The organism is Leifsonia sp. PS1209 (genome assembly GCF_012317045.1).
In the GTDB taxonomy this organism is placed as follows: domain Bacteria; phylum Actinomycetota; class Actinomycetes; order Actinomycetales; family Microbacteriaceae; genus Leifsonia.
This window is the reverse complement of record NZ_CP051154.1, coordinates 3,512,489-3,538,360: the sequence shown is the minus strand read 5'-3', so window position 1 is coordinate 3,538,360 and position 25,872 is coordinate 3,512,489. Positions and strand designations below refer to the sequence as shown.

The following is a 25,872-nucleotide window of genomic DNA, read 5'->3' as shown; positions in this document are numbered from 1 at the left end:
AATTAGGCTTCCTGAAAATCGCCCGCTGCACCATCAGCCGAGCCGTCCAGGAACTCTATCGCTCCGGACGTTCTCCAATCACAAGGAAGTTTGGACCGAGAATGATGAACAAGCCTCAACGATTGCTCGCCGTCGTCGCGGGTCTCGCCGCGATCCCCTTGACCCTCACCGCCTGTGCTGGGACGAACTCCTCCGCATCCAGTGCGGGATCGAAGACCCTCACGGTCGACACCTCGTTCGTCCTGAAGACCCTCGACCCCGGGATGGTCTACGAGCAGACGGGAGCGACCGCCGTTCACAGCATCTACGACACGCTCGTCACGTTCGAGGGCTCCGACGTCTCCGACGTCAAGCCCGACCTCGCCTCCTCGTTCGACGCGTCCTCCGATGCGAAGACCTTCACTTTCCACTTGCGCGACGACGTGACCTTCTCCGACGGAACCAAGCTGACTGCAGACGACGTCGTCTTCAGCCTCACCCGCCTGCAGAACCTCAAGGGCAGCGCTTCGCAGACCGTCGCCGGTCTCGCCTTCAGCTCCCCGGACCCCAAGACGGTCGTGGTGACCTCCGACATCGCCAACCCGGATGTGCCGACCATCCTGGCCATGCCGAGCACGGGCATCCTGAACTCGGCCGAGGCGAAGAAGCACGGCGCGACGGACGCGGCAGACGCAGCGACCACGGACACCATCGGCACCTACCTGGACACGCACTCGATCGGGTCTGGTCCGTACACGATCGGCAGCTTCGACCCCAGCTCCAAGGTCGTGCTGAAGGCCAACGCCAAATACTGGGGCAAAGCGCCCGCGTACGGCAGGGTCGTGCTGCAGAACGTGGATGTGCAGAACCAGAAGCTCACCATCACGAAGTCGGCCGGCGACGAGATCGCACTCGACCTGTCCGGTGCGCTCTCCGAGGGCCTGCCGTCGAGCGTTCAGGTCTCCGGCGTCCCGGACACCTCGTACTTCCTGAGCCTCAACCAGGACCCGGCGGTTTCGGCGGTCACGTCGAACCCGGCGTTCGTCTCTGCGCTCCGCGCAGCCATCGACAACGCGGGCATCGCCAAGCTGTTCGGCAAGGACGCGACAGCGGCAGCCGGTCTCGTTCCTCCGGCATTCGCCGGCGCCCTCCCGCAGTCGGATGCGCCGAAGCGCGACCTCGCCAAGGCCAAGTCGCTGCTGGCGGCCGCCGGTCTCAGCAACCCGAAGGCGAAGCTGATCTACCCGGCCATCACCTACCGTGGCGTCGACCTCGGCACCGTGGTCACCAAGGTGCAGTCCGACGCGAAGGAGGCGGGCATCGACATCGAGCTGACGCCGCAGCCGATCAACGTCTTCCTCGATTCGCAGTCCGCGGGCAAGAACGAGATCGGATTCTCGCCGAACAGCCTGAACTACCCGGTGGCCGCGTCGCTGGTGAACAACATGGCTCCCGGCGCGAGCACGTCGCTGCGCACCGGCTGGACCGTCGAGCGCGCAGACCAGAAGGCCGTCGCCGCCGGTGAGGCCGTGCTGGCGGCCACGACCCAGGATGCACGCAACACCGCCATGCAGGACTGGCAGAAGGTCATGAACGCGACCTCTCCGTACATCCCGCTGGCCAACAACTCCGGCATCGTCGTCGCTGCCGGAAACCTGAAGGGCGCCGTGTACTCGCCCGCAGGCTGGACCGTCGACCTCGCCGCCGTGAGCAGCAAGTAGCCGGTTCCCCCGAACGCGGTGCCGGTGGGCCTCCTGTGCGGTCCACCGGCACCGTATCCCTCCCCTTCCCCTGCCTCCGCGCGGCGTCCGCCCCGCGCGGGAATCCCGAAAGACTGACATGCCCCCTCTCGTGAAGACGATCGCGAAGCGTGTGCTCACGACGATCGTGCTGCTCTGGGGTGTCACCGTCGTCACGTTCCTCCTGGTGAGCGTGGTGCCCGGCGACCCCGCTGCGGCGAACCTCTCGCAGCAGGCATACGACGACCCCGCGATCCGGGAGGCGTTCCGTCAGAAGTGGGGCCTCGATCAGCCGCTGATCGTGCAGTACGGCCGCTACCTGTGGAACATCCTGCACGGCGACCTCGGCACGTCCCAGCAGACGCACCGCCCCGTCGTCCAGGATCTCGGCCAGTACATCCCCGCGACGATCGAGATCGCCATCCCCGCCATGATCATCGCGATCGTGATCGCGGTCGGCCTCGGCATCCTGTCCGCGATGCGCAAGGGCAGCGCCACAGACAACGGCATCAGGGTGCTCTCCCTGACCGGCCTGTCGACGCCGCCGTTCTGGCTGGCGCTCGTCGCGCTCTACATCTTCTTCTACGTGCTCGGGTGGGTGCCGAACGGCGGCCGTCTCAGCAACAGCTTCGACCCTCCGCCCACGGTCACCGGCATGTACACCGTGGATGCGCTGTTCGCGGGCCAGTTCGACGTGTTCTGGGATGCGGTGTGGCACCTCGTGCTCCCGGTCGGCATCCTGGCCTTCCTCACGGTCTCCGGACTGCTGCGGTTCGTGCGCTCGTCGATGCTGGAAGTGCTCGACTCCGACTACATCCGCGCCGCCGTCGCCAAGGGGTTGCCGCGCCGTGTCATCACCTGGCGGCACGTCTTCCGCGCCGGGCTTCTTCCCGTGCTCACCGTGTCCGGGCTGACGATGGCGTCGCTGCTCGGCGGAGCGGTACTGGTGGAGCAGATCCTGAGCTGGCCGGGCCTCGGGCAGTACGCGTACAAGAGCGCCCTGTCGCTCGACCTCCAGGCGATCCTCGGCGTCACCCTGTTCGTCGCGCTCGTCTACACCCTGATCAACCTGCTCGTCGACGTGCTCTACAGCGTCGTCGACCCCCGGATCGGATCGAAATGACCGCAATCCCACCTCCCGCAGAGACCCTCGTGCGCGCCGGGCGCCGTTCGGCAGACGACCGGATGCTGCGCTCCCGCTTCGGGTCCGTCTGGCTTCGGCCGTGGACCATCGTCTCGATGGCCGTCATCGTCGTCTGGGCGCTCCTGGCCGTCTTCGCCCCCTGGATCGCGCCGTACGATCCACTCAAGACCGTGGGAGACAACCTTCAATCGCCGAGCGGCGCCCACTGGTTCGGCACGGACGAGCTCGGCCGGGATGTGCTCAGCAGGGTGATCACAGGAACCAGGCTCTCCCTGCCGCTCGCCGTGGTCATCGTCGCCCTCTCGCTGCTCGTCGGCGGCATCGTCGGGCTGCTCGCCGGATACCTCGGCCGCACGGTCGACACGGTCGCGATGCGGCTGGCCGACCTGGTGCTCGCCTTCCCGCAGATCATCCTGGCGATGGCCGTGACCGCGGCCTTCGGGCCGAGCACGGGGAACGCGGTGCTCGCGCTGGTGATCGTGTCCTGGCCACTCTACGCGCGCATCATCCGGAGCTCGGTGCTGAGCGTGCGGGAGCAGGAGTATGTCGTCTCCGGGCACCTCCTCGGTTCCGGGACGATCAAATCCATCGTCAAGGACGTCATCCCGAACAGTGCAGGGCCCGCTCTGGTCATGGCGACCATCGAGCTGGGCAACGCGATCCTGATGCTCGCTGCGCTGTCGTTCCTCGGGCTCGGCCCCCGGCCGCCCGCCGCAGAGTGGGGCGCCATGATCGCCCTCGGGTCGCAGAATCTCTCGAACTGGTGGATCAGCCTGTTCCCCGGTCTCGCGATCCTCACGATCGTGCTCGCCTTCAACATGCTCGGCGACAGCGTCCAGGACTATCTGGACCCGCGCAACAGGACGGGGAAGCTCCGATGACGCCACTGCTGACCGTCGACGACCTCACGGTCTCGCTGCCGACCGCATCCGGATACGTCGGCGTGGTTCGCGACGCCTCGCTGACGGTCGGGGAGGGCGAGATCGTCGGGCTCGCCGGGGAGAGCGGCTCCGGCAAGACGATGACGTCGTCCGCGATCCTCGGCATCCTGCCGAAGGGTGCGCGCACGTCGGGCACCGTGGCCTTCGAGGGTCGCAACCTGCTGACCCTGCCGGAACGAGAGCTCTCCCAGGTGCGGGGCAACCGCATCGCGATGGTCTTCCAGGACCCGTCTGCCGCCCTGCACCCCCTGCTGACGATCGGCACGCAGATCACCGAGCACATGCGGCACCACCTGGGCGTCAGCAAGAGCGTGGCCGTCGAGCGGGCTGTCGAACTGCTCGACCAGGTCAGGATCGCCGAACCGCGCAAGGCGCTTCGCTCGTACCCGCACCAGTTCTCCGGAGGGATGCGGCAGCGCGCGGCGATCGCCATTGCGCTGGCCTGCGAGCCTCGGCTGCTGATCGCCGACGAGCCCACGACGGCACTCGACGTGACCGTGCAGGCGGGCATCCTGCAGCTGTTCGACCGGCTGCGCGACGAGACAGGGGTGTCTGTGCTGTTCATCACGCACGACCTCGGCGTGCTGTCGACGATCGCCGATCGCACATACGTCTTCAAGGACGGCACGGTCGTGGAGTCCGGTGACACGGAGGACGTGCTGCTGCGGCCGACCCACGAGTACACCAGGGCGCTGATCGCCTCGCGCGCGCAGTCGCTCGCGCAGGAGCGCGTGGCCGAGGCGGCCGCGGAAGGGACGCAGCGATGAACCTGCTCGAACTCGACGATGTGCACGTGACGCATCACCGCCGCGGCAGAGACCCGGTCCGTGCTGTACGCGGGGTGAGCCTCACGGTCGCGCCCGGCCAGATCGTCGGCCTCGTCGGCGAATCGGGGTGCGGCAAGTCGTCGCTCGCCCGGGTGGCCGTCGGCCTGTCCGCGCCGACAGAGGGAGTGGTGCGCTTCGAGGGCAGGCCGCTCGAAGCGTCGCGCCTGCGGGCGAGGGCGAAGGATGCACTCGGGCTGCAGATGATCTTCCAGAACCCGTACGCCTCGCTCAGCCCCCGCCGCTCGATCGGCAGCCAGCTGCTCGACGGCGTGCGCTCACCGCTGCCCCGTCAGGAGCGCGCAGCAGAGGCCGCCAGGCTGCTGCAGCTGGTAGGGCTCGACCCGGACAGTCGCAACCGCTACCCCAACCAGTTCTCCGGAGGCCAGCGCCAGCGTCTCGCCATCGCGCGGGCGCTCGCCGCCAAGCCGTCGCTGGTGATCGCCGACGAGCCGGTGACCGCCCTCGACGCCTTCTCCTCCGCCCAGATCGTCACCCTGCTCACCGGACTCGTGCGCGAGCTCGGGATGGGCATGCTCTTCATCTCCCACGACCTCTCGCTCGTGCGCGCCATCGCCGACGAGACCGCCGTCATGTTCGCGGGTGAGATCGTTGAACGCGGGCCGTCGGAGCGGGTGTGGAACGAACCGGCGCACGAATACACGAAGACGCTGATCTCCGCCATCCCGGTGATCGGACCGAAGACCATACGCCGGAAGACCGCGGGCACCACCCCGGCCGCCGGTCGGGAAAGGAACAGCCATGTCGGTTGACACCATCGCCGGACCATCGACAGGAACAGTGCTGACAGGCATGCGGATGTTCGACGGCAGGAACGGTGACCTGCTCACCGGTCACGCCGTCGAGATCGACCGGGAGGGGACCATCGTCGCGCTCGGTCAGGAGGCCGACGTCGTGGCGGCGGCTGCTGCGGATGCGCGCCGCATCGACCTCGGAGGCCGCGTGCTCTCGCCCGGCCTCATCAACATGCACGTGCACTTCGGTCTCGCACTGCCTGGCACGGCGGGCGACCTGGTCTCCAGCGGTTCCGACGGCGACCTCCTGCTCGTCATGGCCGACTCCGCCAGGCGCACCCTGCTGGCCGGAGTGACCACTGTCCGGCTGGTCGGCGAGAGCCGCTACCTCGACTTCGCGCTGCGCCGCGGGGTGCGCGCGGGGGCCGTCGACGGCCCGCGCATCTTCACAGCAGGGCACGCCCTGTGCTGCACGGGAGGGCACGGCTGGGAGTCCGACGCGCTGGAGGGCGACGGCCCCGACGACTTCCGCAGGCTCACCCGGCTGCAGATCCGCGAGGGAGCCGACCTCATCAAGGTGTGCGTCTCCGGCGGCATCGCCGGAGAGCACGAGCAGATCGACACTCCGCAGCTGTTCGACGACGAGATGGAGGCCGTCATCCAGGTGGCGCACGACTGGGGCAGGAAGGTGACGGCGCACGTTGGACCGTCATCGACGCTCGACCGCGCCATCCGGCTCGGACTCGACTGTGTCGAGCACGGGTACGAGCTCACCAGTGAGACGACGGACCTGATGGCCGAGCACGGCGTCTGGTACGTGCCGACGATCACGGTCAGCCGGTGCGCCGAATTCTTCGACGAGCAGGGTGTGCCGGCCTGGATGAAGGAGCGCGCGCTCGGCGCGGGGCCCCGGCACTGGGAGAGCCTGCAGAACGCCATCGCCAGCGGGGTGAAGATCGCGATGGGCACGGACATGCCGCCCGCCGCGAACTTCGACGGTACGACGGCGACCGTGCGCGAGATGGAGTTCATGGTCGATGCCGGCATGTCGCCCATCGACGTGATGCGCTCGGCCACGTCCTCTGCCGCCGAGCTGATCGGCGACGAGTCGTTCGGCTCGATCCGCGTCGGCTCTCGCGCGGATTTCGTCGCGATGGCGGACGACCCGACCCTGGATGTGTCCGCACTGCGCGGCATCGACTGGGTGATGAAAGACGGCCGCGTGTACCGCGACGATCGCGAGACGTCCCGATGAGCGCCGTGCGCGAGATCGCCGACCGCTACCTGGCGGCGCTGGCTCCGCACGAGCCTGCCGCGGCCCAAGCGCTCGGCCGTCCGGCCGCCGACCGCCTGCAGGACTTCTCGCCCGAGTGGGCGGAGGCCAGGCGGGCACTCGACGCCGCGGTCGCCGACGAGCTCCGCGCCATCGACCGGACGACACTGGATGCGGCGGACCGCCCCCTGCACGCGGCGATGCTCGAACGGCTCGACAGCGACGTGTCCCTGTTCGACACGGGATTCACGCCCCGCCTGCTCGCGCCGCTCGCCACCCCGGTGCACTTCATCCGCGAGGCGTTCGATGACACGGTGGTGACTCCGGACGCCGCAGGTGACGCCGTGCTCGCCCGCCTCGCCGCGGTCCCGTCCACCCTCGACGACCTGCGCCGCCGCCTCGAATGGTCGCGCGACCAGGGCGAGCTCGGCCGTTTCAGCGGCGGCGGCGTCGCCGGTCTCACTCAGGTGACGGTGGTCGCCGATCAGATCGCATCCTGGATCGACCCGGACGGGATGGACTACTTCGGTTCACTGCGCACTCAGGGGCTGGATGCAGCGCGGGCGACGAGACTCGTGGCGCTCGCCGCGGACGCGACGGCCGCTTTCGCCGCCTTCGAGAGTTTCCTGCGCTCCGAGCTCGCGGCCTCAGCGCCGACCGAAGACGCCGTCGGCGAGGAGGTCTACCAGGCCACAGCGCGTGCGTTCCTCGGCAGCGACCTCGACCTCGACGACATCTACGCATACGGCTGGAGCGAACTGGAACGCCTCGTCGCCGAGTCCAGGCGCATCGCGTCCGAACTCACCGGGACGCCGGTGGATCCGGACGTCGTCCGTCGCGCCGTCGCCGCTCTCGAGGCGTCCGGGGATCAGTCCCTGTCCGGCCAGGACGAGATCGCGGCGTGGCTCCGCGCCCGCGTCGACCAGACCATCGCTCAGCTCGACGGCACGGCGTTCGACCTGCCCGCCGACATCGGCGAGGTGGAGTGCGTGGTCACGGAAGCAGCATCCGGAGTCGTCTACTACCTGCCGGGCGCACCGGACGGGAGCAGCAGGAGCAAGATCGTCTGGACCATTCCGCGCGGCCTGTCATCCATCGCCACCTGGCACGAGGTGACGAGTGTGCACCACGAGGGCGTCCCCGGCCACCACCTCGAGCACTCGATCAACCGGGCCAACGCATCCCTGCACCCCTGGCAGCGCTACCTCTGCGAGGTGCACGGCTACGCAGAGGGCTGGGCGCACTACTCCGAGGGGCTCGCCGACGAGTTGGGGCTGATCCGCAGCCCCGCCGAACGGCTCGGCATGGTGCTCGGCCAGATCTGGAGGTCGGTGCGCATCGTCGCCGACCTCGGCCTGCACACCGGACGCGCGATCCCCGCGACCACCATCGCCGACGCCACCGCCTGGACGCCGGAGCTCGCCGGCTCCTTCCTGCGCGACCTGGCGATGACCGACGCCCACACGGCGAAATTCGAGGTCGACAGGTACTTCGGCTGGCCGGGTCAGGCGCTCGCGTTCAAGGTCGGCGCGAAGCTGTGGCGGGATGCGCGCGAGCAGTCCCGCCAGCGCCTCGGCGCCGGCTTCGACCTGAAGAGCTTTCACCGGGATGCGCTGGGAGCCGGCCCGATGGGTCTCGGCCCGCTCCGCTCCACCCTTCTCGGCGACCGATGACCACGAAAGGCACGACAGTGCACCACGAACCCAACACCGACGCAGGCAAACTCCGCCTGTTCGTGGAAGACCTCTACGCGCACCTCGGCGACCGCGCCGCGTTCGATGCACGGCTGCATCCTGAGGTGACGGTCTGGGAGAGCGCGGACCCGCGGCTGCTGCGGGGGATCGCCGAACTGGACGAACTCCGCGGACCGGCGATCGCCCTCGAGCAGCGCACGACGCCGCTCCCGCTCGTCCAGCCCGTCGGCATCGTCGCCGACCGGTGGGGAGACACCGGCGTGCTCCGCTACCTGCTGGAGGTGCGCGCATCCACCGGCGCGCCGGTCAGTGAGCTGGTGAGGGTCACCGACGTTGTACGCCGCGACGAATCCGGCTGGCGGATCGTGCACCACCACGCCACAGACATCGAACCGGCAGCGGTGCCGGCAGAGGAGGACCACCGATGAACAGAGACAGCGTGGAGTGGCACGGCTATATCCCGGCCATCACGACGCCGTTCACCCGCGACGGCGAGCTCGACTTCCCGGCGTTCGAGCAGCAGCTGGGCTGGCTCGCCGCCGAGAGGATGCACGGTGTCGTGCTCGCGGGGACGACGGGCGAGTGGTTCAGCCTGAGCGAGCAGGAGCGCGCCGAGCTGTTCCGGCAGGGCGCATCCATCGCCGGATCGAGCATGTGGGTGCTCGGCGGCTGCAACGCGTTCACGGCGGCGGAGGCCATCCGGCACGCCAAGGCGGCTGAGCGCGCCGGGCTCGACGGCATCCTGCTCACCCCGCCGCCGTACATCGTGCCGACCAGGCGCGAGGTCGTCGCCTTCTACCAGGAGGTCTCGGATGCGACGGACATCCCGATCTGCATCTACAACTGGCCGCGCGGCTGCATCGTCGACCTCGACACCGACCTGCTCTCCGAACTCGCGGAGATCGAGAACGTCGTCGCCATCAAGAACTCCACGGGCGACACGGCCGGGTTCCTGAGCGGTCTGTACGCGCTCGGCAACACGGTGCGGTACTTCGGCATCCCGACCAGCGAGCTCGGCGCCGACCTCGTCGGTCTGGGCCGCGGCGACGGACTGATGGGCTCCGGCGCTCCGCTCGGCGCCGACCACCCCGACTTCTGGCGGGCGCTCGCCGCGGGGGACCGCGACCGTGCGCTGGCGCTCGGCGCCAAGGACCGCGTCGTGATGCAGCGCTGGTTCACCCAGGACTACGGGGCGCAGTTCGGCAACGCCCAGGCCATCATGAAGACCGCGCTCCGGCTGCGGGGCGTCCCGGCCGGATACGTCCGCCGTCCCCTGCTCGAACTCACCGAGGACGAGGTGCAGATCGTGCGTTCGACGCTGGAGGGTCTCGGCGTCGAAACCGTTCCGCTGTCGTGAGCACCATCGTCGACTCCGTCGTCGTCGGCGGCGGGCTGCTCGGATCGGCGCTGGCCTGGATGCTCGCCGGTGACGGCGCTGAGGTCGTGCTGATCGAGCGAGACCAGCTGAACCAGCACGCCTCCGGCCAGAACGCGGGCAGCCTGCATTTCCAGCTCGAATACCGGATGGTGGAGCACGGTCTGGAGGCGGCGCGGCAGGCGGCAGAGGCCATGCCACTGCACCTGGACGCCGCGGCCCACTGGGCGCGTCTCGCCGACGAGCTCGGCGAATCCGTCGGTGTGGTGCAGAACGGCGGCCTGATGCTCGCCGAGAACGCCGAGCAGGCCGCCGTCCTCGAACGCAAGGCCGAGCTGGAGCGGTCATGGGGCCTCGACGTGTCGCTCCTCGACCGGGATGAGGTGCACGCGATCGCGCCGTACCTCTCCGACTCCGTCGTGGCGGCGGCGTTCTGCCCGATCGAGGGCAAGGCGGACACCCGCAGGGCCGGGCCGGCGCTCGCGCGCGGTGCAGAGCGTCTCGGCGCGAGCATCCTGACCGGAACGGAGGTGACCGCGATCCGCCGCGACGGCTCCCGCTGGCGTGTGGAGACGTCGTCGGTGGATGCGGACGGGCGCGCCGTGCAGCGCACCTTCGTCGCCCAGACCGTGATGCTCGCCGGCGGCGTGTGGACGTCGCAGCTGGGGGCGATGCTCGACGTGCGCCTGTCGACCATTCCGCTGGCGCTGACCATGTCGGTGACCGCCAAGACCCCGTCGTTCATCCCGCATCTCGTGCAGCACGCGGGAACCCGGCTGTCGCTCAAGCAGTCGCCGGACGGGACCGTGCTGATCGGAGGGGGCTGGCCCGCCACGCTCGCCACCGGAGCCGACGGGCTGCCGGACCTGTCTGCGCGACCGCACCTGCTGCAGGAGTCCGTCGCCGGGAATGCGCTCGCCGCGCTGCGCGTGGTGCCGCGGCTCGCTCCGCTGCCCGTGCTGCGCACCTGGGTCGGGACCACCACCGTGACCCCGGACCAGCTCCCCCTCGCGGGCGCGGTGCCGGGGCGGCCGGGCGTCTTCGTCGCAACGGGCGGCTCCGCTTTCACGCTCGGCCCGAGCTTCGCGCGCATCCTGACCGATCTGGCGCAGGGGCGCAGCACCGCGATCGAGATGGCGCCGTACCAGCCGCTGCGCTTCGGAGGGATGGCCCATGTCTGAGACCAGGAGGCTCCCGCGTGAGCGCGAGGAACCGGTGACGCTGGACGTCGACGGCGCACCGGTGGCCTGCTTCGCCGGCGAGACCGTGGCCGGCGCCCTGCTCGCGGCAGGGGTCACGGTGTTCACCACGCGCGGAGGGGAGCCGCGGCAGCCGCTGTGCAACATGGGCACCTGCTTCGACTGCTCTGTCGAGATCGACGGGCGGCCGATGACCCGCGCCTGCCTGACGCCGGTGGCGGACGGCATGAGCATCCGAACCGGACAAGGAGACTGACATGTACGACCTCGCTGTGATCGGGGCAGGACCGGCAGGCGTCGCCGCCGCGCTGGCAGCCGCCGACCAGGGGATCGGCGTCGTCGTCATCGACGAGCAGCAGCGCCCGGGCGGCCAGATCTTCCGGCGTCCTCCCGTGGAGTTCGGGGCGACGGGTGCCCCGTCCCCGGCCGGATACCGGTGGGCAGGCGGTCTGCTCGCCGCTGCGGAGACGCACCAGCGCATCCAGTGGCTGGCGGGGACGACGGCCTTCGGGGTGTTCCCCGAACGGGTGGACGGCGCTTCGGCGTTCAGCATCGCGCTGGCAGCGCCGGACGGTTCGAGGCGCATCAGAGCCCGCCGCCTGCTGATCGCGACCGGAGCGTACGACCTGCCCGTCGCCTTCCCGGGATGGACGCTGCCCGGTGTGATGATGGCGGGCGCCGTGCAGGGATTCCTGAAGAGCCAGCGGCTGCTCGTGGCGAAGCGGTTCGTGCTGGCGGGATCGCACCCACTGCTGCTCGTCGTCGCCGAGCAGCTGCGGTCAGCCGGGGCCGACATCGCCGAGGTCGCATTCGCCCGCGGGCTGCCGGGGCTCGGCGAGGCCGTCCGTGCTGTGCCCGCCGTCCCGGGACACGTCGGGCTGTTCGCGGAGACGGCGGCGTCCGTCGCCAGACTCGTCGCCGCCGGGGTGCGCATCTCCACGCGCACGATCGTGACGGCGGCAGAAGGGGATGGCGCGCTCACGGCGGCGACCCTCGCTCCGGTCGACCGGGCCTGGCGGAAGCGCGGGACACCGCGCACCGTGCAGACGGACGCGCTGGTGGTCGGCTACGGATTCCAGCCGTCGACCGAGCTCGCCAGGCAACTCGACTGCACGCTGCGCTGGGACTCTCCGAAGGGCGGCTGGGTCGTCGAACACGATGAGACGATGGCGACCTCGATTCCCGGCGTGTACGTGGCGGGCGAGCCGACCGGCGTCGCCGGGGCCGAGCAATCCCGCGCGGAAGGACGGCTCGCTGGACTCGGCATCGCCGCCGACCTGGCGTCGGCCGACGGGCGCACCGGTGCCACGGCGAGCGAGCGCGCCCTCCTGGATGCGCGTCGCGGCGTCCGCGCGGCCCGTCGCTTCTCCCGCGTGGTCGAGCGCATGTTCGAGCCGAACCGCGCGGCGCTCCTCGCCCTGGCGACTCCGGCGACCACCGTGTGCCGGTGCGAGGTCGTCAGCCGACGTACGATCGAAGACGTCCTCGACAGCAACCCCCATTTCGGCACGGCGAGTGCCGTCAAACTCGAGTGCCGCAGCGGCATGGGCCCGTGCCAAGGCCGCTACTGCGAGACCGCCGTCGCCGCCATCGTCGCGGCCAGACGCCACCGCCGGGTGGATGAGGTCGGACGGTTCGCCGCGCACGTGCCGGTCAAGCCCGTGCCTCTCAGTGCGTACGCCGCGCTCGGGGAGGACCCGATGGAACCCTGACCGAAGCGCTCCCAGACTCACGATCCGCAGCACAAACACAGGAGAAACAATGCACATCAGAAAGAGCAGGGCACGGCACGCGATCACCGCTGTCGCCCTCGCCGGCGTCGCAGCCCTTGCGCTGTCCGCCTGCACCACATCCGGCAGCACGTCGGGTTCGACCGCCGCGACGGGAGGCACCGTCACGGTCGCCGTGGTCAACGACCTGACCTCGCTGAACCCGTCGACGCCGCAGGGCAACGTGGACACCAACGGCCAGGTCGGCTATCTCAACGGCGCATACGGCTCGGGGTTCCAGTACATCGACGACAACTACAAGATCGTCCACGACGACAAGTTCGGCACCTTCGAGAAGACCTCGGACGACCCGCTGACGGTCAAGTACACGCTGAACAAGGCGGACAAGTGGTCGGACGGTGAGCCGGTCACGGCCGACGACATGATCCTCGGCTGGGCGATGCAGTCCGGATACTACGACTCGGCCACGTTCGACGAGGCCACCGGCGAGGTCACCTCCGGCACCCAGTACTTCACCCCGGCCGCCGGCACGGCGGGCATCGACCAGACGGCGTACCCCGCCGTCAGCGATGACAACAGGACGATCACACTGACGTACGCCAAGCCGTTCGTGGACTGGGAGCTGTTCAACCCGATCGCGCTCCCCGCGCATGTGCTCGCCAAGAAGGCTGGTCTCTCGTTCCCCGCCGACCTGACCAAACTGCTGAAGGGCCTGCCCAAGGGCGACAAGGCCGCACCGACCGCCCCGGATGCGACGCTCAAGAAGGCCGCGGACTTCGCCAACACCGGCTACGACATCACCGCGTTCCCGACCGACAAGGATCTCCTGGTCGCCTCCGGCCCGTTCGTGGTATCCGGCTGGACGCCCGGGCAGTCGATCACGATGGTCAAGAACAAGTACTACGCCGGCGGCCTGAAGCCGAAGGTCGACAAGGTCGTGTTCCGCATCATCCCGGACTCGAACGCGCAGGTGACCGCGCTGCAGAACGGTGAGGTCGACATCATCAACCCGCAGGCCTCCGCGGACACGCTGACCGCCCTCAAGGCGACCAGTGCGACGGTGCTGGCGGGCGATCAGGTCTCGTACGACCACCTCGATCTCAACTTCGGGGCTCCCGTCTTCCAGGACCCGAAGGTGCGCGAAGCGTTCCTGAAGACCATCCCGCGTCAGCAGATCCTCGACTCCATCGTCACCCCGGTGAACCCCAAGGCCGAGGTGCTGAACTCGCAGATCTGGCTTCCCAGCCAGGACGAGTACGCCGCCAGTGTGAAGCAGAACGGTTCTGACAAGTTCGACAAGGTCGACATCGACGGCGCCAAGGCGCTCCTCGCCGGTGCCACCCCGACCGTCCGGATCCTCTACAACACGAACAACCCGAACCGCGTCGACGAGTTCCAGGCCATCTCGGCCTCGGCCTCCAAGGCTGGCTTCAAGGTCGTCGACGCCGGTTCGCCCGACTGGAGCAAGCTCCTCCCCGGTGGCAACTACGACGCATCCCTGTTCGGCTGGATCAGCCCCGGAGCGGGAACCACGATGATCCCGCAGCTCTTCGCGACCGGCGGCGGGGGAAACAACAACCGCTACAACGCGATGAACGACGTGGCGGTCAAGACGCAGACCACCGTCGACAAGGACGAGCTCATCACGCTCGAGCAGCAGATCGACAAGGCCACGTTCGCTGACGGCTACGGCCTGCCGCTCTTCCAGCTGCCCGGCATCTTCGGCGTCAGCTCGCGCGTCGACGGCGTGAAGTACATGGGCAACCAGACCGGGCCGTTCTGGAACTTCTGGGAATGGTCGGTGAAGAGCGGGAAGTAGTCGCCGCCTCCACCGATCAGGCCCAGGGTCCCACCGCGAACGGATGTTCGCGGCGGGACCCTGGGCCCGCTCAGCTTGAACGTCGCTTGAATCGCATCAGGGCGACCGTCGCGCCAATGACGACGAAGATGCCTGCACCAACAGCCGACTCACCAACGGTTGATTCGGTCGCCCAGAGGAGGAAGGCCAGCAGCAGCGCTCCACCGCCGAGCGCCCACAGAAGGTCGACCCTCAGCACTTTTCGTTGGTCACGTTCCACAGGGCCACTCCTGACGCGTAAGGGACATTGATCTGGGCGCAACGGCCCTGAGCGGCTGCCTGGCGAACCGGGTCGACCCAGGAGGCGATACGCCACGCAATCGTCATTCCGCAAGCCACGCGGGCTTGGATGATCGGCACGTAGCCGCAGAACGCAGCCACTCCGCCCGCAGCTGTGCTGATCCGGCTCGCAAGGCTCTTGGTCTCAGCCTTCGACAGCTTGGCCGCAACGCCCCACCAGAGGATGTCCATGGTGGGGTCGGCGACGACGGGAAACGCGGTGGCGGCAGTGAAGTCCACAACCTGAGTCAGTGTGTTGCCGCTGACTTCATAGTGGGTCGGAACTGCGTCGCCGTTGGCGTCCTTGGCCCAAGGGCTCGCAACGTAGGCGGTGAACGAGCCGTCCCGACCTGCTGCGACGACCGACCCGTCCTCGTTGAGGTGCAATGACTGCCCGCGCGCCAGCCGCATCGGATAGTCGTACCGTTTCGGCGCGTTCGCGTTTCCGATGACCGTTGTAATCTGCACAGTACCGCGCTCGCGAATCACGGGGACGGTGGCTGAGCCGTTGTTGTTGTCGTACACCACGACCCCGGGGAGCTGGGATGCAGAGGCATCATCTGCCATCTCCGCGAACGGGAGACCAATGGTCACCCCTTCGATCTGGATGCCGTCTGCCGCGTCTGTGGGGATCGTCGCTCTGGCACCGACTGATTCGTCGCTCACCGCCACGCCGGGATCAGTGGTCTGCGTTGTACCCTCCGGGTTGGCGACCGCCTCCGGCGCAATCTGTTGGATTGTCGCGACCGCCTTTGCCGCGTGGATCGCATCTGAGTCGAGTGGTGCGAATCCGACCAGCATCCCACTGATCAGGAATGCCGCCGCCGCGGCGCCCCACGTCTTCTCTCGAGTCGTCATCGTCTCTCCATTCCTCGTTGAATGGCCGCTGATACAGCCTGGCGCTGAACCTATCACGATATGAAATATATACATTCCACATGCCGCAAGGAGGAGCGATTCGCCGCCTTGCCGGCGGAGGATTGCCGCTTCGTGGCGGAGGCCGCGAGCACGGCCTCCGCCACCTCGCTGGGCGTCCTGCCCGTCGTGTCGACCACGGGCCCCGGGATGCGCGCGGCATCGAGCACCGCGTCCAGCTCGCCGTGGCGGTGCAGGTGCCAGGCGAGGGCGTCGTGGTCGTCGCCGTGCCTGGCGCGCAGCCTGGCATCGCCGACAGCCGGGTCGACGGTGAGCCGCACGACCGTGAACGGGAGGCCGCCGACCGCGTCGCGGTAGAGCGGAACGGCGTCCGGGTCCTCGATCACCCCGGCCAGCACCAGGATGCGCGCGACGGACGCGCGGTGGTTCGCGGCGACGGCGCGCAGGTTGGCCAGTTCCAGCGCGTTGTTGAACGGGTCGCCCTCCGGCGCCGGCCAGGCGGCGCGGAGTGCATCCAGGTCGACGATCGCGTGCGGGATGCCGCGCTGGATCAGGATGCGGCTGATGGCGTCCGCTGTGGCGGTCTTGCCGACGCCGACGGTACCGTTCAGGAAGAGGGCGTGGTCGTGCATCCGACCAGTCAACCGCACCGGGCGCGGCGAAGTATTGCGTGCAGTGCGCGGGATGCGCCCGATCGTTGCGCCGGACGGCGAACGAGTGCCGAAGCGTTGTGAGAGTCTGCTCTGGGCCCGAGAGGAAAACATGGATACACGCAAAGCCGACGACAGCCGGACCGGCACCCCGACCGCCACGCAGACCGGCACCCCGACCAGGATGCACGCCGTCTCGGACGAGACCAGGAGCCTCGTCGACCTCGTGCTCGAGTACTCGCGGCGGCGCATCCTGAGCACGGACACCCCGCTCGACAAGCCGCTGTCCGAGTTCGAGCTGAACCGGCTGGCCGGGCAGACGGTGGTGGAGGGCGGCATCGGCGCCGAGCGCGCGCTCGCGCTGTTCGAACACGTGCTCGCGCCCGCGTGCATCACCACGGACCACCCGCAGTATCTGTCGTTCATCCCGACCGCGCCCACCAAGGCAGCCACGGCCTTCGACCTCGTCGTCTCCGCCAGCGCCGTCTACGGCGGCTCGTGGCTGGAGGGGTCCGGCGCCGTCTTCGCCGAGAACCAGGTGCTCGCCTGGCTCGCCGCCGAATTCGGGCTGCCCGCGACCGCCGGCGGCGTGTTCGTGCAGGGCGGCACCCTCGGCAACCTGTCGGCACTCGTCGCCGCCCGCGAGCACGCCAAGGCCGAGCGCGGAGCCCAGCTCGGCCACGGCCGCTGGAAGATCGTCTGCAGTGCAGAGGCGCACTCCTCCATCGCGTCGGCGGCGCGGGTGATGGACGTGGAGGTCGTGCCCGTCCGCCCCGACGACTCCGGGATGCTCACCGGCGACGCCGTGCGCGAGGCGCTGGACGAGCACGGCGCGTCCGTGTTCGCGGTGGTCGCCACGGCCGGGTCGACCAACTTCGGCATCGTGGACGACCTCGCATCCATTGCGGCGCTCAAGGACGAATACGACTTCTGGCTGCACGTCGACGGCGCGTACGGGCTGGCCGGGATGCTGTCGCCGGAGGCCAAGCACCGGTTCGCCGGGGTGGAGCGCGCGGACTCCGCGATCGTCGATCCGCACAAGTGGTTGTTCGCGCCGTTCGACGCCTGCGCACTGCTGTACCGGGATCCGGAGGCCGGGCGCAGGGCGCACACGCAGCACGCGGAGTACCTCGACACGCTCACCGACACCTCGGAGTGGAGCCCGTCGGACTATGCGGCGCACCTCACCAGGCGTGCGCGGGGCCTTCCGCTGTGGTTCTCGCTCGCCACGTACGGCGCAGCGGCATACCGGGAAGCGGTGACGGTCTCCCTGCAGCTGGCGCAGCGGATCGCGCGCGAGATCGAGTCGCGCGACGGGTTCCGGCTGGTGAGGGAGCCGCAGTTGTCCGTCGTCGTGTTCGAGCGGGAGGGCTGGACTCGCGACGACTACGCGCGCTGGTCGACGAGGCTGCTGGACGAGCAGCGGGCGTTCGTCACGCCCAGCTCGCACGACGGTCGGCCGAACACGCGGTTCGCGATCGTCAACCCGACCACGACCTTCGAGCACCTCACGTCCATCCTCGACACGATGTAAACGCAGGCACGGAGACGCAGAAAAGCCGAACCCCTCCACCCGGGCGCGAGAGCTCCGGCGTGAAGGGGTTCGGACTGTGTGGTGCGTGTGGGGCGGGTCAGACGATGGGGTCGTCGCTCTCGCTGGTCCGGCGCGTGACGCGCTCGCCCGACGCAGGGTCGACAGCGCTGCGCGTGGTGGCGACAGACTGGCGACGGCGGGTGAGCAGCACGATGCCGATGATGATGCCGATCAGACCGGCGGCCATCAGGATGTACCCGACCAGGTGGAGGTCGATCCAGGCGACCTGCAGGTTCAGAGCGAACGCCAGGATGGCGCCGATGACGAACAGGACGATTCCGGTTCCGAGACTCATGGTCTTACCCGTCCTGTCAGACTCGTCGGCTTCCGGTGAGCATCCGAACAAGCCAGACGATCACCGCGATCACGAGCAGCACGATTCCGACCCAGAGCAGGAAGTTCAGGGACTGCACGAAACCGCCGGTAAGCAGAAGGATGATCGCGATGATGGCGATCACGATGAGCAGGATGTTCATGGCAGAGTTGTCCTTTCCTTGACCACACCACTGAACTACTAGTTCAGTTGCCTAGCAATCCCCTTGACATGGCGGAAAATCCTGCTTTACTCGCGCGCGTCCACGTCGGGGCTTACGACCTCGCGGCCGGCCCGGAACGCCGTGGTTTCGTCGCGATGCGGTCGACGGTCTCGCGCATCTTGGTGAGGAACCGCGTGATGGTGGCCGCTTCCTCCGGGCTCAGTTCGGCCGTGGCCGCCTCGATCTGGGTCTGCGCGGCCTCCAGCATCGGGCCGGTGTCTCCCAGCGCAGCGGCGGTCGGCACGATCTCGATGGAGCGCTTGTCCACGGTGCTCGGCCTGCGCTCGACGAAACCGCCCTTGGCGAGCCTGTCGATCAGGGCGGTGGTGGATGCGCTGGAGATGCCGAGGTAGGCGCTGACATCCTTCGAGGCGGTCACCTGCCCGAGGGCGCGGCGGTCGAGGATGTACCGGAGGGCCAGGAGGTCGCTGTCCCCGATCCCCATCGCGGCGCCCGTGCGTCTGCGCATCGCCGCCTCCGCCGCCCGGTAGACCTGCAGCGCTTCCAGAACACCCGTCTCCGGCTGGTCGGGCACTTCGGTCTCGTCGCTCACACCATTCACTCAACCCAGGTTCGGCGATCTGGCAAGGGAGTGCGGCCACACTTTCGGCTGATTCACGGACAGGATGGGGTTGCATAACGCGGGTATGCTCGGGCAGTGAACGATCGTGTGCTTCTGGAACGCTACGAACTGCGCGAGGCTCTCGGCCGCGGCGGGATGGCGACGGTGTACCGCGCCCTCGACCGTCAGCTGGGCCGGTTCGTCGCTGTCAAGCTGTTCGCGTCCGGCACGGCCGTCGACGACGCCCGCCGTCGCGCGGAGGCGACGATGCTCGCGCGCCTCAGCCACCCGAACCTGGTGACGCTGCACGACGCCCACCTCGCCGGGGTGGACGACGACACCCCCAGCTTCCTCGTGATGGAACTCATCGAGGGCACCGACCTGCGCACGCGTCTCGACGACGGTCCGCTGACCGGCGTCGAGGCGGCGGAGCTGGCTGCCGAGATCGCGGAGGGCCTCGTGGTCGTGCACGACGCGGGGATGGTGCACCGCGACCTCAAGCCGGCGAACATCCTGCTGCCCGCATCCACTGTCCCCGGCGGCCGGCTGCACGCCAAGCTCGCCGACTTCGGCATCGCCCACCTGCTCGGCGCGGAACGCCTCACCACCGACGGCACGGTCATCGGGACGGCCGCGTACCTGAGCCCGGAGCAGGTCGCCGGAGCTGAGCCGGATGCGTCCACGGACGTCTACGCGCTCGGGCTGGTGCTGCTCGAAGCGCTCACCGGCCGCCGCAGCTACCCCGGTTCGCCCGTCGAGTCGGTGAGCGCTCGCGCGGCGTACGACCCGCGCATCCCGAGCACGCTGCCGGACGACTGGCGCGGGATGCTCGCCGCCATGACGGCGCGCAGCCCGGCGCTGCGTCCCACGGCGATGGAGATCGCGGTGATGGCGCGCGAGCTGGCCCCGCAGCTGGTGGGATGGGAGGCGTCGGGTGAGCCGGACGACGAGATGCCGACCGCGGTGATGCCGTCGGCGGGCGCGGCCGGTGCGAGTGTCGCAGCCGACGCGCCCACGGCCGTCCTCGCCCCTCCCGCGAAGCGCCGGCGCGGGCTCCTGGTCGCGCTGGTCGCGGGCGCGCTCGTCGTGCTGGTCGCCGGGGCGATCGGGCTGGGCGTGCTGTTCGCGCCGTCTGGTACCAACCCGTCGAGCGTTCCGTCGACGCCGTCGCCGACGACCTCCACGCCCGCGTCGCCGAGCGTGGCGCCGACCGTCGCGCCCGTCACGACCACCGATCCTGCGCCGGCTCCAGCGCCGGCCCCTGCGCCGAGCCAGAAAGAGAAGGGAAACCCGGGCAAGGGCAAAGGTAACGGCCCAGGAAACGGCCCGGGGAAGGGCAAGGACAAAAGTCAGGAGAGGTAGCCGGCTACCGTCCCCGCACTGCACTCAGAGCGGCTGGCACACCAGGATGTTCGCCCTCCGCCGCCGGGTGAACCCGAGCGCTTCGTACACACCGAGCGCGCGCTCGTTGGTCGCCTCGACGTGCAGGAACGGCCGCTCGCCGCGGGCGACGATCCCGCGCATCACCTCGACCATCACGGTCGCCGCGAAGCCCCGCCCACGGAACTCGGGGTCTGCGCAGACCGCGCTGACCTCGCACCAGCCGTCCGGCCGCATCCGCTGTCCGGCCATCGCCGCGAGCCGGTCGCCCACTCGGATGCCGCGGTACCCGCCGAACTCGATCGTGCGCGGGAGGAACGGCCCCGGCCTGGTCCGATCGACCAGGTCGAGTGCATCCGGTACGTCGTCGTCGCCGAGCGCCACCAGCCGCGCGTCGTCGCCGAGCTGCCGCACCTCCGGCATCGTCTCGTGCTCGTAGACGAGCTGCCAGCAGTCGTACGCGCCGAGCGTCTCCCAGCCGTCCGGCCCCGTGGATGCGCCGAAGACGCCGAGCGCGGAGTCTCCGCCACCGGAGAGGCCCACCAGTTCGGTCAGGGCATCCCGAGGGCCGTCCGGGTCGGCGACGGCCGCGAACGGAGACATGTCCGGACGGTAACGCTTGGCGTCCTCCGTTCCGACGGCGAACGAGCGGTGCGCCCCGGTGAGTGCGTGCCAGGCGGGGTTGTCGAGAACGTGCATCCCCCCAGCTTTCCATGCCGCGGGGCTGCGGATGTGCCGTGCCCCGGTTACGCCGGGGGCGTCCTCCCAGTAGTGTCGCGGCGTGACCCGTGCTTTCGCCGTCGCACCCGCAAGAGGAGGACTCCGTGAAGACCGCAGCCATCGTCGTGAACCCGATCAAGGTCGACCTGTCGGCGATCAAGGAGGCCGTCGCCGCCGCGGAGGCCGAGCACGGCTGGGCGGAGACGCTCTGGCTGGAGACCACGGAAGACGACCCCGGCACCGGTCAGACGAAGCAGGCGCTCGAACGCGGCGTTGATGTGGTGATCGCGGCCGGGGGCGACGGCACCGTCCGCACCGTGGCCGAGGAGCTCCGCGGCACCGGCACCCCACTCGCTCTGCTGCCCTCCGGCACCGGCAACCTGCTCGCCCGCAACCTGAACCTCACCCTCGACGACGTCGAGAACGCGCTCCAGACGGCGTTCGGCGGCGAAGACCGGCCGATCGACGTGGGCGTGGCCGACATCCGGGATGCGGACGGCTCGGTGAGCAGGCGCGCATACCTGGTGATGGCCGGGCTCGGCATCGACGCGAAGATGCTCGCTGCCACCGACGACGACCTCAAGGCCAAGGCGGGCTGGCTGGCATACGTGAAGGCGATCGGCACCGTCCTCCGCGACAAGAACCAGCTGCGCCTCCGCTACCAGCTCGACGGCGGGCGGGTGCACTCCGTGCGCGCGCACACCGTGATGATCGGCAACTGCGGGTCGCTGCCTGCGAACATCCTGCTGCTCCCGGATGCGGCTGTCGACGACGGCGAGTTTGACATCGTGGTCCTCCGCCCGGAAGGGTTCATCGGCTGGGTGCAGATCGTCTGGAAGGTGTTCTGGGAGAACGGGGTGCTGCGTCGCACCTCCGCGGGCCGCCGCCTGATGGGCCTGTCCAGGGAGGTCAGGGCGCTCAACTACCTGAAAGGCAGCGAGTTCGTGCTGCGCCTCAGCAGCCCGGAAGACGTCGAACTCGACGGCGACCTGTTCGGCAAGGCCTCCGCGATCAAGACGTGGATCGACCCGCGGAGCCTGATCGTGAAGGTGCCGGAGGGGGCGGCGTAGGCGGGTGCTGCCTAGCTGCGGTCGCCGAGGGCGGCGACGATCTGCACGAGTGCCGTGCGCAACGCTTCAGGGTCGCTGACGGCCGGGAACACATCCCGTTCCAGGTTCTTCGCCCCCGCGAACGCCTCCCGCCCGGCCGCGGTGATGCTGAGCACGTGCCTGCGCCGGTCGCCGGGATACGGTGAGCGGGCGACCAGCCCTTCCCGTTCGAGCCGGTCGATGGTGCGCGACATCGTCTGCGCCTCCACTCTGGCCAGCCGCGCCAGCTCGGTCTGCGAGGTGATCCCCGCATCCAGGAAGTGCAGCACGATCAGCCCGGCATGAGTCAGCCCGCGCTGTTCGAGCGCCTGCGCCCAGCTCCGCTCGACCGACCGGGATGCGACACCGAGCAGCCTGCCGATCGGCCAGTTCTCCGGCCGCTGCTCGTCCGCCTCAGCGGGGTGGTCGTCCATCGGTTCATCCTCGTCATGCCCAGTGCGTGTGCCAATACTAAGCCTGCTGAGGAGGGGCGCCCGCGCCCTGGACATCGGCCGCGCGCGGAATTCAGATATGTCATCGCGTCACGCATTGATCAACCCTGCCGGAGCTGTAACCATCGTGAGATACCGCACCTCGCCGCATGCGAGCCCGACGGAGTGGAGTACACCGTGGACGACCACGACCGCGTCGACTGGCGACCGCGCCCGCCCACTCCTGGGCTCGACCACAACCCGCTCGGCTCGAGCTGGGGAGACCGCCTCCCCGATGCGCCCCGCGCCAGGCTCTGGCCAATCGCTCTCGGGATCGTGCTGCTCGCCGCGACCGCGGCTGCGCTCATCCTCGTCTCGGCGTAGCCGCGCGTAACCGCGACCGCGCCCCCTACTCCACCAGCGTCTGCGTCCCCAGCACCACCGCGAGCGCCAGCCGCTCCGCGTCTTCCGTGCCGGGTTCGGCCGTGTAGACCATGATGCGCAGGTCGTCGGTGGTGACGATCAGGGTGTCGCAGTCGAGGGTGATGCGTCCGACCAGGGGATGCTCGATCGTCTTGCGCTTCGACGGGTCTTGCCTGCGGGGGCCGAGGTCGCCGTTCTCCCACAGTTCGACGAATTGGGGGCTCGCCGCCGTGAGGGCGGCGACCAACCGGGTGACCGAGCGGTCGGCCGGGTAGCGGGAGGCGGTGAGGCGCAGGTCGGAGACCAGCCCGGCGACGAGGTCGTCGTGGTCTTCCTGCGACTGCAGGACTCGGCCTGCCGGGCCGACGATGTGGCGCCAGACCGCGTTGCGTTCGTTGCCCCGCCAGCGGCTCGTCTCGCCCATCAGCGCGTCGAACGGGGCGTTGGCCTGGATGAGCGTCATCGTGGCGTCGTAGACAGCGACCGGGGTGTTCGCCAACCGGTCGAGCATCCGCTGCACACTGGGCGGGATGCGCGTCGGCACCACGTCCAGGCCGGGGGCCGCGTGCCCGGCGAGCTGGTAGAGCAGTTCGCGTTCCGCGTCGGAGATGCGGAGGGCCCGCGCGAGCGATGCGACGATCTGCGCGGACGGCGAGGTCGCCCGCCCTTGTTCCAGCCTGGTCAGGTAGTCGGCCGAGATGCCGGCGAGAGCGGCGAGCTCCTCGCGGCGCAGCCCGACGGCGCGGCGGCGACGGCCGGGCGGCAGGCCGACGGCTTCCGGCGTCACCCTGTCCCGGATGCGGCGCACCATCCGCCCGAACTCGTTCGCTTCCACGCATCCAGTGTGCGCCACCCGGCTTCGCTTGTCCTGGCCCCCGTAGTCCCACCACAACGAGATGCCAGTAACTGCGCCGCATCCCGGGCGTTTCGCGACAGTTCGTGGCATCTCGCTGGGCGCGAGTAGCGTTGCTCCCAGTCGGCAGCGAACGGAGCACCCATGCAGTACGTCAACCTCGGCAGCACCGGACTGAAGATCTCGGCGGTCGTGCTCGGCTGTATGAGCTACGGCGTTCCGGAGCGCGGCGCGCACCCGTGGAGCCTGCCGGAGGAGCAGAGCCGGCCGTTCATCCGGAGCGCCCTGGAGTCCGGGATCACCACGTTCGACACGGCCGACGTGTACTCGGACGGCACGAGCGAGGAGATCGTCGGCAGGGCGCTCGCCGACTTCGCGACGCGCGACGAGGTGGTCATCGCCACCAAGGTGCACGGTCGGATGGGCGAGGGGCCGAACCAGGCCGGCCTGTCGCGGGCGCACATCCTGTCGGCCATCGACGACAGCCTGCGTCGTCTCGGCACCGATCACGTCGACCTGTATCAGATCCACCGCTGGGACCCGTCTACCCCGATCGAGGAGACGATGGAGGCGCTGAACGACGTCGTGCGCTCCGGCAAGGCGCGCTACATCGGTGCGTCGTCGATGTGGGCGTGGCAGTTCGCCAAGGCGCAGCACACCGCCCAGGCCAATGGATGGGCGCGGTTCGTCTCGATGCAGGACCAGTACAACCTGCTGCAGCGCGAGGAGGAGCGGGAGATGCATCCGCTGTGCGTCGATCAGGGCGTCGGCGTCATCCCGTGGTCCCCGCTCGCCCGCGGCGTGCTGACGCGCGACTGGGGTGTCAGCACCGACCGTTCGGCCGGGGATGTGTTCGGCGCGACGCTGTATCGCGGCGAGGAGGAGTCGAACCGGCGCATCGTGGCCGCTGTCGCCGAGGTGGCGGAGGCGCGCGGCGTCTCACGGGCGCAGGTGGCGCTCGCCTGGGTGCGTCAGCAGGGCGCGGTGACGGCGCCCATCGTCGGCGCGACGAAGCAGCAGCACCTGGTGGATGCCGTCGCCTCGGTGGACCTGACCCTCACGCCGGAGGAGTGCGCGGCCCTCGAAGCCCCGTACACGCCGAGGAGGGCGGAAGGCTTCTAGCCGGACTTCCCGAGGAACGCGGTGAGCGTCTCGGTGATCCTGTCGCGCGCCCGATCGTTCGTGATGCCGGCAGGGTTGTCGCCCGGCTGCGGCCCGTAGTCGCCGAACTGGGCGTGGTTCATGCCGGGGATCTCGACCATCGTGGCGTCTGCGGGCAGCAGCGGTCTGGCCGCCGCGATCTTCGCGGGGGTGCTCAGGCCGTCCGCGCCCCCGCCGATCGAGAGCACGCGCAGGTCGCTGCGGCTGAGGTCGTTCGCGCAGTAGCTGCCGAACAGGATGAGCCCGTCCACGTCCGTGTCGTCGGCGAGCTGGCAGGCGCGCACCCCGCCGAGCGAGTGGCCGCCGACGTACCACGAGGCCACCTCCGGTGCGTGGGAGGTGAACGTCGACAGCGGCCGCTGGTCGAAGAACGCCAGGTTCAGCGTCGGCTTGGTCACGACGACGGTCAGCCCGGTGTCCTCCACAGCGCCGGCGAGCTTGTAGAGGTAGGCGTACGGGTCGACCAGCGCGCCGGGCACGAACACCAGCCCCTGGCCGGATGCGTCCCCCGTCGGCGCGAGCAGCACCGAGTCTCCCTCGTCGGTGATGCTGACCGCCGGGTCGGTCCACACGTCGATCGCCCGCGCTCGGTCGCCCATCATGGGCGTGTTCGCCCAGGCGAGGAAGCCGACCACCACGAGGGCGAGCACGGCGACGACGGAGATCAGGATGCGGACGGCGGTGCGCATCCCTCGGCGGTTCGTTCGCGGCATCCTGGCTCCTCGATTCGGTCGGTCATTGCCGATTATAAGCAGGCTGACTATCTGTGTCGGCCGTGCGCGGCCATTGATCCCGGCGCGGCCAGGTG

At 69.4% G+C, this 25,872-nt stretch carries 28 protein-coding genes; 18 read left to right on the top strand and 10 right to left on the bottom strand.

The window, feature by feature from the left end:
* Window positions 1-101: 101 nt before the first annotated feature.
* The 13 genes from HF024_RS16890 to HF024_RS16830 all read left to right on the top strand — a co-directional run bounded on the left by HF024_RS16890 (window position 102) and on the right by HF024_RS16830 (window position 14,472).
* Window positions 102-1,700 (top strand): ABC transporter substrate-binding protein, encoded by a 1,599-nt coding sequence (locus HF024_RS16890; RefSeq protein WP_085370538.1) that lies wholly within the window; start codon window positions 102-104, stop codon window positions 1,698-1,700.
* A 118-nt stretch (window positions 1,701-1,818) separates the two neighbouring features.
* Entirely contained in the window at window positions 1,819-2,841 is a 1,023-nt protein-coding gene (locus HF024_RS16885; protein WP_168690354.1) for an ABC transporter permease, read from the top strand.
* Window positions 2,838-3,743: an ABC transporter permease gene (locus HF024_RS16880; RefSeq protein ID WP_168690353.1), complete on the top strand. Its 906-nt coding sequence runs from the start codon at window positions 2,838-2,840 to the stop codon at window positions 3,741-3,743. The genes HF024_RS16885 and HF024_RS16880 overlap by 4 nt, the downstream gene beginning before the upstream one ends.
* On the top strand, window positions 3,740-4,570 hold the full coding sequence (locus HF024_RS16875; RefSeq protein ID WP_168690352.1) for an ABC transporter ATP-binding protein: 831 nt from the start codon (window positions 3,740-3,742) through the stop codon (window positions 4,568-4,570). The genes HF024_RS16880 and HF024_RS16875 overlap by 4 nt, the downstream gene beginning before the upstream one ends.
* Entirely contained in the window at window positions 4,567-5,400 is an 834-nt protein-coding gene (locus HF024_RS16870; protein ID WP_168690351.1) for an ABC transporter ATP-binding protein, read from the top strand. Before HF024_RS16875 ends, HF024_RS16870 begins: the two co-directional genes overlap by 4 nt.
* Window positions 5,390-6,637 (top strand): amidohydrolase family protein, encoded by a 1,248-nt coding sequence (locus tag HF024_RS16865; protein ID WP_168690350.1) that lies wholly within the window; start codon window positions 5,390-5,392, stop codon window positions 6,635-6,637. Before HF024_RS16870 ends, HF024_RS16865 begins: the two co-directional genes overlap by 11 nt.
* Complete coding sequence (locus HF024_RS16860; RefSeq protein WP_168690349.1) at window positions 6,634-8,328, top strand: DUF885 domain-containing protein; 1,695 nt, start codon at window positions 6,634-6,636, stop codon at window positions 8,326-8,328. The genes HF024_RS16865 and HF024_RS16860 overlap by 4 nt, the downstream gene beginning before the upstream one ends.
* A complete protein-coding gene (locus tag HF024_RS16855; RefSeq protein ID WP_210723973.1) occupies window positions 8,325-8,777 on the top strand; it encodes a nuclear transport factor 2 family protein in 453 nt (150 codons plus the stop codon). The genes HF024_RS16860 and HF024_RS16855 overlap by 4 nt, the downstream gene beginning before the upstream one ends.
* A complete protein-coding gene (locus HF024_RS16850; RefSeq protein ID WP_085370530.1) occupies window positions 8,774-9,706 on the top strand; it encodes a dihydrodipicolinate synthase family protein in 933 nt (310 codons plus the stop codon). Before HF024_RS16855 ends, HF024_RS16850 begins: the two co-directional genes overlap by 4 nt.
* Window positions 9,703-10,905: an FAD-dependent oxidoreductase gene (locus HF024_RS16845; protein ID WP_085370529.1), complete on the top strand. Its 1,203-nt coding sequence runs from the start codon at window positions 9,703-9,705 to the stop codon at window positions 10,903-10,905. The genes HF024_RS16850 and HF024_RS16845 overlap by 4 nt, the downstream gene beginning before the upstream one ends.
* Window positions 10,898-11,179, top strand: a complete 282-nt coding sequence (locus HF024_RS16840) for a (2Fe-2S)-binding protein (RefSeq protein WP_085370528.1) — start codon at window positions 10,898-10,900, stop codon at window positions 11,177-11,179. Before HF024_RS16845 ends, HF024_RS16840 begins: the two co-directional genes overlap by 8 nt.
* Before the next feature lies 1 nt (window position 11,180).
* Window positions 11,181-12,635 (top strand): NAD(P)/FAD-dependent oxidoreductase, encoded by a 1,455-nt coding sequence (locus HF024_RS16835; protein WP_168690348.1) that lies wholly within the window; start codon window positions 11,181-11,183, stop codon window positions 12,633-12,635.
* 49 nt (window positions 12,636-12,684) lie between these two features.
* Window positions 12,685-14,472, top strand: a complete 1,788-nt coding sequence (locus tag HF024_RS16830) for an ABC transporter family substrate-binding protein (RefSeq protein WP_168690347.1) — start codon at window positions 12,685-12,687, stop codon at window positions 14,470-14,472.
* Between the two features lie 70 nt (window positions 14,473-14,542).
* Here HF024_RS16830 and HF024_RS16825 read toward each other — a convergent pair whose 3' ends face one another.
* From HF024_RS16825 to HF024_RS16815, 3 genes are read right to left on the bottom strand one after another with little or no spacing between them, the layout of a single operon-like run.
* Window positions 14,543-14,731 carry a hypothetical protein gene (locus HF024_RS16825; RefSeq protein WP_168690346.1) on the bottom strand — a complete coding sequence of 63 codons (189 nt, stop codon included), beginning with the start codon at window positions 14,729-14,731 and terminating at the stop codon, window positions 14,543-14,545.
* Entirely contained in the window at window positions 14,704-15,648 is a 945-nt protein-coding gene (locus HF024_RS16820) for a hypothetical protein (RefSeq protein ID WP_168688231.1), read from the bottom strand. Before HF024_RS16820 ends, HF024_RS16825 begins: the two co-directional genes overlap by 28 nt.
* 53 nt (window positions 15,649-15,701) lie before the next feature.
* Window positions 15,702-16,298: a chloramphenicol phosphotransferase CPT family protein gene (locus tag HF024_RS16815; RefSeq protein ID WP_247597171.1), complete on the bottom strand. Its 597-nt coding sequence runs from the start codon at window positions 16,296-16,298 to the stop codon at window positions 15,702-15,704.
* Between the two features lie 202 nt (window positions 16,299-16,500).
* Here HF024_RS16815 and HF024_RS16810 point away from each other — a divergent pair, with 202 nt between their 5' ends.
* Window positions 16,501-17,850 (top strand): aminotransferase class V-fold PLP-dependent enzyme, encoded by a 1,350-nt coding sequence (locus HF024_RS16810; RefSeq protein WP_247597456.1) that lies wholly within the window; start codon window positions 16,501-16,503, stop codon window positions 17,848-17,850.
* A gap of 97 nt (window positions 17,851-17,947) precedes the next feature.
* Here the strand turns inward: HF024_RS16810 and HF024_RS16805 are convergent, their stop codons facing one another.
* From HF024_RS16805 to HF024_RS16795, 3 genes are all read right to left on the bottom strand, one after another.
* Window positions 17,948-18,205 (bottom strand): DUF6458 family protein, encoded by a 258-nt coding sequence (locus tag HF024_RS16805; protein WP_085370523.1) that lies wholly within the window; start codon window positions 18,203-18,205, stop codon window positions 17,948-17,950.
* Window positions 18,206-18,221: 16 nt separating this feature from the next.
* Window positions 18,222-18,386 (bottom strand): hypothetical protein, encoded by a 165-nt coding sequence (locus HF024_RS16800; protein ID WP_168690344.1) that lies wholly within the window; start codon window positions 18,384-18,386, stop codon window positions 18,222-18,224.
* 112 nt (window positions 18,387-18,498) lie between these two features.
* Window positions 18,499-18,999 carry a MarR family transcriptional regulator gene (locus HF024_RS16795; RefSeq protein ID WP_143465973.1) on the bottom strand — a complete coding sequence of 167 codons (501 nt, stop codon included), beginning with the start codon at window positions 18,997-18,999 and terminating at the stop codon, window positions 18,499-18,501.
* 105 nt (window positions 19,000-19,104) lie between these two features.
* Between HF024_RS16795 and HF024_RS16790 the strand changes: the two genes are divergently transcribed.
* Entirely contained in the window at window positions 19,105-20,370 is a 1,266-nt protein-coding gene (locus HF024_RS16790) for a serine/threonine-protein kinase (protein WP_247597170.1), read from the top strand.
* A 24-nt stretch (window positions 20,371-20,394) separates the two neighbouring features.
* Here the strand turns inward: HF024_RS16790 and HF024_RS16785 are convergent, their stop codons facing one another.
* Window positions 20,395-21,087, bottom strand: a complete 693-nt coding sequence (locus HF024_RS16785) for a GNAT family N-acetyltransferase (protein ID WP_168690343.1) — start codon at window positions 21,085-21,087, stop codon at window positions 20,395-20,397.
* A gap of 125 nt (window positions 21,088-21,212) precedes the next feature.
* On the opposite strand from HF024_RS16785, the gene HF024_RS16780 reads away from it, so the two are divergent.
* Window positions 21,213-22,178: a diacylglycerol kinase family protein gene (locus tag HF024_RS16780; protein ID WP_247597169.1), complete on the top strand. Its 966-nt coding sequence runs from the start codon at window positions 21,213-21,215 to the stop codon at window positions 22,176-22,178.
* Window positions 22,179-22,189: 11 nt separating this feature from the next.
* On the opposite strand, the gene HF024_RS16775 is transcribed toward HF024_RS16780, so the two are convergent.
* On the bottom strand, window positions 22,190-22,630 hold the full coding sequence (locus HF024_RS16775) for a MarR family transcriptional regulator (RefSeq protein WP_168690342.1): 441 nt from the start codon (window positions 22,628-22,630) through the stop codon (window positions 22,190-22,192).
* 195 nt (window positions 22,631-22,825) lie between these two features.
* Here HF024_RS16775 and HF024_RS16770 point away from each other — a divergent pair, with 195 nt between their 5' ends.
* On the top strand, window positions 22,826-23,011 hold the full coding sequence (locus HF024_RS16770) for a hypothetical protein (RefSeq protein ID WP_168690341.1): 186 nt from the start codon (window positions 22,826-22,828) through the stop codon (window positions 23,009-23,011).
* A gap of 25 nt (window positions 23,012-23,036) precedes the next feature.
* Here HF024_RS16770 and HF024_RS16765 read toward each other — a convergent pair whose 3' ends face one another.
* Complete coding sequence (locus HF024_RS16765; RefSeq protein WP_168690340.1) at window positions 23,037-23,885, bottom strand: helix-turn-helix transcriptional regulator; 849 nt, start codon at window positions 23,883-23,885, stop codon at window positions 23,037-23,039.
* Between the two features lie 162 nt (window positions 23,886-24,047).
* On the opposite strand from HF024_RS16765, the gene HF024_RS16760 reads away from it, so the two are divergent.
* On the top strand, window positions 24,048-25,025 hold the full coding sequence (locus HF024_RS16760; protein WP_085370519.1) for an aldo/keto reductase: 978 nt from the start codon (window positions 24,048-24,050) through the stop codon (window positions 25,023-25,025).
* Here the strand turns inward: HF024_RS16760 and HF024_RS16755 are convergent.
* Complete coding sequence (locus HF024_RS16755; protein ID WP_247597168.1) at window positions 25,022-25,777, bottom strand: alpha/beta hydrolase; 756 nt, start codon at window positions 25,775-25,777, stop codon at window positions 25,022-25,024. The genes HF024_RS16760 and HF024_RS16755 overlap by 4 nt on opposite strands.
* Window positions 25,778-25,872: the final 95 nt, after the last annotated feature.

What these genes read in the sequence shown, in the direction of transcription:
- HF024_RS16890 (WP_085370538.1), top strand. Translation starts at nt 102, where the DNA reads ATGATGAACAAGCCTCAACGATTGCTCGCCGTCGTCGCGGGTCTCGCC.
- HF024_RS16885 (WP_168690354.1), top strand. Translation starts at nt 1,819, where the DNA reads ATGCCCCCTCTCGTGAAGACGATCGCGAAGCGTGTGCTCACGACGATC.
- HF024_RS16880 (WP_168690353.1), top strand. Translation starts at nt 2,838, where the DNA reads ATGACCGCAATCCCACCTCCCGCAGAGACCCTCGTGCGCGCCGGGCGC.
- HF024_RS16875 (WP_168690352.1), top strand. Translation starts at nt 3,740, where the DNA reads ATGACGCCACTGCTGACCGTCGACGACCTCACGGTCTCGCTGCCGACC.
- HF024_RS16870 (WP_168690351.1), top strand. Translation starts at nt 4,567, where the DNA reads ATGAACCTGCTCGAACTCGACGATGTGCACGTGACGCATCACCGCCGC.
- HF024_RS16865 (WP_168690350.1), top strand. Translation starts at nt 5,390, where the DNA reads ATGTCGGTTGACACCATCGCCGGACCATCGACAGGAACAGTGCTGACA.
- HF024_RS16860 (WP_168690349.1), top strand. Translation starts at nt 6,634, where the DNA reads ATGAGCGCCGTGCGCGAGATCGCCGACCGCTACCTGGCGGCGCTGGCT.
- HF024_RS16855 (WP_210723973.1), top strand. Translation starts at nt 8,325, where the DNA reads ATGACCACGAAAGGCACGACAGTGCACCACGAACCCAACACCGACGCA.
- HF024_RS16850 (WP_085370530.1), top strand. Translation starts at nt 8,774, where the DNA reads ATGAACAGAGACAGCGTGGAGTGGCACGGCTATATCCCGGCCATCACG.
- HF024_RS16840 (WP_085370528.1), top strand. Translation starts at nt 10,898, where the DNA reads ATGTCTGAGACCAGGAGGCTCCCGCGTGAGCGCGAGGAACCGGTGACG.
- HF024_RS16835 (WP_168690348.1), top strand. Translation starts at nt 11,181, where the DNA reads ATGTACGACCTCGCTGTGATCGGGGCAGGACCGGCAGGCGTCGCCGCC.
- HF024_RS16830 (WP_168690347.1), top strand. Translation starts at nt 12,685, where the DNA reads ATGCACATCAGAAAGAGCAGGGCACGGCACGCGATCACCGCTGTCGCC.
- HF024_RS16820 (WP_168688231.1), bottom strand. Translation starts at nt 15,648, where the DNA reads ATGACGACTCGAGAGAAGACGTGGGGCGCCGCGGCGGCGGCATTCCTG.
- HF024_RS16815 (WP_247597171.1), bottom strand. Translation starts at nt 16,298, where the DNA reads ATGCACGACCACGCCCTCTTCCTGAACGGTACCGTCGGCGTCGGCAAG.
- HF024_RS16810 (WP_247597456.1), top strand. Translation starts at nt 16,501, where the DNA reads ATGCACGCCGTCTCGGACGAGACCAGGAGCCTCGTCGACCTCGTGCTC.
- HF024_RS16805 (WP_085370523.1), bottom strand. Translation starts at nt 18,205, where the DNA reads ATGAGTCTCGGAACCGGAATCGTCCTGTTCGTCATCGGCGCCATCCTG.
- HF024_RS16800 (WP_168690344.1), bottom strand. Translation starts at nt 18,386, where the DNA reads ATGAACATCCTGCTCATCGTGATCGCCATCATCGCGATCATCCTTCTG.
- HF024_RS16785 (WP_168690343.1), bottom strand. Translation starts at nt 21,087, where the DNA reads ATGCACGTTCTCGACAACCCCGCCTGGCACGCACTCACCGGGGCGCAC.
- HF024_RS16775 (WP_168690342.1), bottom strand. Translation starts at nt 22,630, where the DNA reads ATGGACGACCACCCCGCTGAGGCGGACGAGCAGCGGCCGGAGAACTGG.
- HF024_RS16760 (WP_085370519.1), top strand. Translation starts at nt 24,048, where the DNA reads ATGCAGTACGTCAACCTCGGCAGCACCGGACTGAAGATCTCGGCGGTC.
- HF024_RS16755 (WP_247597168.1), bottom strand. Translation starts at nt 25,777, where the DNA reads ATGCCGCGAACGAACCGCCGAGGGATGCGCACCGCCGTCCGCATCCTG.